Below are 1,010 nucleotides of genomic sequence, written 5' to 3' on the forward strand. Positions count from 1 at the left end.
TGTCCTGAGGGTTAATGTTGAAAGTTAGAGCTGGGTGGCGGTATAGGGTCCTGAGGGTTAATGTTGAAAGTTAGAGCTGGGTGGCGGTATAGGTGATGCGGCCGTTTTTGGCGACGGTGCCGCCATAGGTGCCGGCTGCGGGAACCGTTGTATTGAGATAGGTGTAGGTCCATTTGCCTTCGACACGGACCACCTTGTTGGTGGCGGTCAAGGTGGTGGCCGTGCCCGCATTGGGGCCTGYCCCGGTGGCAGCGCTGAATGCGGGGTGGGTGATGGCGGCATTGGTGAAGCCGGCGGTGGTGGCGCCCAGTGCTGCGCCGGCCACGTTGATCTGGCTCCAGGGGATCACCTCGCCGGCGGTACCCGTCGTCAGGGGGCCGGTGGTGGCGGAATTCAGGGTAATGTTGCCGCCGTTGCCGTAGACACGCACTGTCACGGCACCTGCGGTCAGGTCTCCGCCTACGCCGGCGATCACCGTGCYGTYRCCCACAYTGGCGCCAGGAACCGTGAAGGTCACGCTGTCAATCGTGCCATCGGTTGCCGTATTGCCGGAGCTGGTGCCAACACGCAGGAACAGCACCTGCGGAATGACGATGGAAAAATCCACGCGCGCAGCGGCCGTTGTGCCAGTTGTTGCGGCGCCGTTGAATGTGGATTCCGCATGGGCGGTAGCGCTGAGCAGACCGATGAGACCGAGGGAACTGACAAGAAGGATTTTTTTCATGATGTGTCCTGAGGGTTAATGTTGAAAGTTAGAGCTGGGTGGCGGTATAGGTGATGCGGCCGTTTTTGGCGACGGTGCCGCCATAGGTGCCGGCTGCGGGAACCGTTGTATTGAGATAGGTGTAGGTCCATTTGCCTTCGACACGGACCACCTTGTTGGTGGCGGTCAAGGTGGTGGCCGTGCCCGCATTGGGGCCTGYCCCGGTGGCAGCGCTGAATGCGGGGTGGGTGATGGCGGCATTGGTGAAGCCGGCGGTGGTGGCGCCCAGTGCTGCGCCGGCCACGTT

General features: G+C 62.0%; 1 protein-coding gene and 1 pseudogene. Both read right to left on the bottom strand.

The genetic code is table 11. The features are described 5' to 3' along the window. Window positions 1-70: 70 nt before the first annotated feature. Window positions 71-724, bottom strand: coding sequence for a hypothetical protein (locus AC1D0Z_RS22720; RefSeq protein WP_477660395.1), 654 nt, complete (start codon window positions 722-724; stop codon window positions 71-73). Between the two features lie 28 nt (window positions 725-752). Beyond that, window positions 753-1,010: pseudogene (locus tag AC1D0Z_RS22725) on the bottom strand (hypothetical protein); the annotation flags it as partial.

The sequence above is a fragment of the Polaromonas sp. P1_E3 genome (assembly GCF_056405935.1).